The organism is Halarchaeum acidiphilum MH1-52-1, assembly GCF_000474235.1.
GTDB lineage: Archaea > Halobacteriota > Halobacteria > Halobacteriales > Halobacteriaceae > Halarchaeum > Halarchaeum acidiphilum.
In genome coordinates, this window is the sequence record NZ_BATA01000130.1 from 1 (window position 1) to 2,462 (window position 2,462).

A 2,462-nucleotide genomic window follows, 5' to 3' on the forward strand; every position below is an offset into this window, starting at 1 on the left:
TCCGTGCTCGCTCGGACGCGCCCGTCTCGACGAGGTGGTCGACGTACTCGCCGAAGAACTCCGCCGACTCCGTGTAGACGTCTGCGAGCACTGACTCACGCGTCTCTCCGGCGTCGAGTTCATCTAACACCCAGAGGTACGTCGAGAGGAGACGCCGGTCACTGGGACGGAGTCGGGGTTCTCGGGTGGCGTACTCGGTCGTCCCACCGCCGGCTGCGTGCCGAGTAGGGGTCTGTTCGGTGAGTCGATCCGCGAGGGTTTCTCCGACGAACTCGCGCACGTCGAGCGGTCCGTCCGAGAGGCGCTCAAGATCGACGTCGCTCTCGAGTGCGCCGCCCGTGAACCACTCGACGTCGAGACGCGGCGTCGGATCGGTGATCGCCGTAGCCTCGCTCTCTTCGGACGTCGCCTCGGTGGGCGACGAATTGGCCCCGACGGCATCCATCTCGACGGGCGTGTGATTTTCGACGTACGATTCCAGTCGCGCGCGGAGGTACTCGTAGTCCGACGTCGACGTGCAGAGCGTGCGGAGTGCGTCGTCGTACGCCTCACTGACCTCGTCGAGTTCGGTATCGACGTACTGGTCGATCAGGTGGTCGATGTGCTCTCCTCGATCCTCTGCATCGAGGTCGTCCTGCTGGTGGATGCACGCGACGTAGCCGTTGATGGCCCGCCTGACGTGGTCGGGGTAGTGGCCGCTCGCGTCCTCGATTCGATCGAGGTTCTCCTGTATCGTCTCGGCGAGCGCGCGGTAGACGCGCGCCGCCTGCTCGTACTCGCCGGCCTCCTCGTGAGCGGTGGCGACGTCGTAGTACTCCGCGAAGTCGAGTCGCGTATCGTACTCGACGAGTCCATGTGGGCCCGCCGCGATGTCGAAGTCACGCTCGATCTCCTGCTTGTAGTCCGTGACTCGCTTCTCGGGCGCGTCGCCAACAGTCGCGAGAAAGCGTTCACGGAGATCGGGATTCTCGGTGAGGACATCGCGCAGGAACGCTCGCATCGTCTCTGCGTCCGCGTCAGCGAGCGCCCCCTCGACGTCGGTCGTGGGTGTGTCCGTCGCGGACTGTTCACCGAAGAACTCTGCAAAGCGGTCGGTGACCGTGAGGAGGACGGCGACGACGTGCTTGCAGTCGCCGGCGTAGTCGTACGGACACGAGCATCGCCCGAAGAAGTCCTCGGCCGCCAGATCGACGCGCGTCGTGTAGTCGTGGGAGCCGCGAACGCGCGCTCGGACCTCGCTGCCGGAAACCGTGATCTCGTGGACACGCCCGTTCTCGGCGTAGTCGACGCCGCGCTCGAAGGACTGCGCGGTGCAGAGCTGGCGGATCTCCTCACGCGTCGGCTTCTCGACATCGACGCCGTGGTCATCCGCGGCGACATCGGCGTTCTGGCCGTGGGCGTCGAGGTCGGGCGTCCAGTCGTCGAGGGGAACGCGTTCGACGAGCGCTCGCACTCCATCGTCCGCGACGAGTTCGAGGAACCCGATGGCGGTTTGGTCGGGATCGACCGGTCCCCAGCCGTGATGCGTCCCCCAGAACTGCGTCGCCCACACGACGTCGCCGTCGACGACGATCGCGACGTTCCCGACGATATCCTCGGGGTCGCCGTAATACTGTGATGCGGGCGCACCAACACCGTCTGTGAACGTCGAGTTGTACGTGAAGTCACTCCACGCGTCATCGAGTGATCGTTCGACAACGGGACCCTGATACTCCTCAAGTGGCAGCCCCGACTCGACATGCACGACCTCGACGGGGATTCCGTGCGTCTCCGCGACGGACTCGAGCAGTTCGAGCGTTCGACGGTGATCAACGAGGACGTCCGGCCCGGCATAGTAGCGGAGCTTCATCGCAGCTATCGTTGAGAGAGACGGGCGTGAGAATCGTGAATGCTGGGTTTCGTCTTGAGTCCGTGGAACGCGAAGAACCCCGAGTCAGTGACCGCGGTCAGGTCATCTCTCGCTCGGGTTCCTACGTGTGCGCAACCGGAGATGGTGAGCGGCGTCCACTCTTGGTCGATACGCTTGACTCCCAAGTCCGCCTCCCCAATCCGAAACGCTCCCGTCAGCCTCTCCTCTCGTGGTCAGTAACAGATATATGTCGGACTCAGCGATTGGGTGACCTTACTCGTCGGTACGGAACGTGGTTCCTGTCTCGAAACTCGTGAGTTCTTCAATTCGAGCTTCGAGGTCCTCGATTTCCTCTTGGAGGGCTGCAGTTTCCTCGTCGGTCGCGGCGAGCCGGTCTTTCAACCTCTGGAGACGCGTCTCTTTGACTTCCGTATCAACGTCCGCCTTTCGCGCGTATTCGCTCTCTGCGATCTCATACACGTCGCTCTCGCGGAGATCCGTTTCCTCCAGCGCGTCGTCGACTTTCGCCCGATCAACACCCGTCCACTTGTGCGGATAGAGCGGGAGTCCACTGACAAGCCTCGGGGCTTGACCCCGAGGCGGTTGACGTCTA

At 63.5% G+C, this 2,462-nt stretch carries 1 protein-coding gene and 1 pseudogene; both read right to left on the reverse strand.

From position 1 onward, the window contains the following. Positions 1-1,849, reverse strand: a 1,849-nt coding sequence (locus AOZ13_RS13440) for an SWIM zinc finger family protein (RefSeq protein ID WP_049934140.1), incomplete at its 3' end; no start/stop codon positions are given. Positions 1,850-2,122: 273 nt separating this feature from the next. Beyond that, positions 2,123-2,462: pseudogene (locus tag AOZ13_RS13445) on the reverse strand (hypothetical protein); the annotation flags it as partial.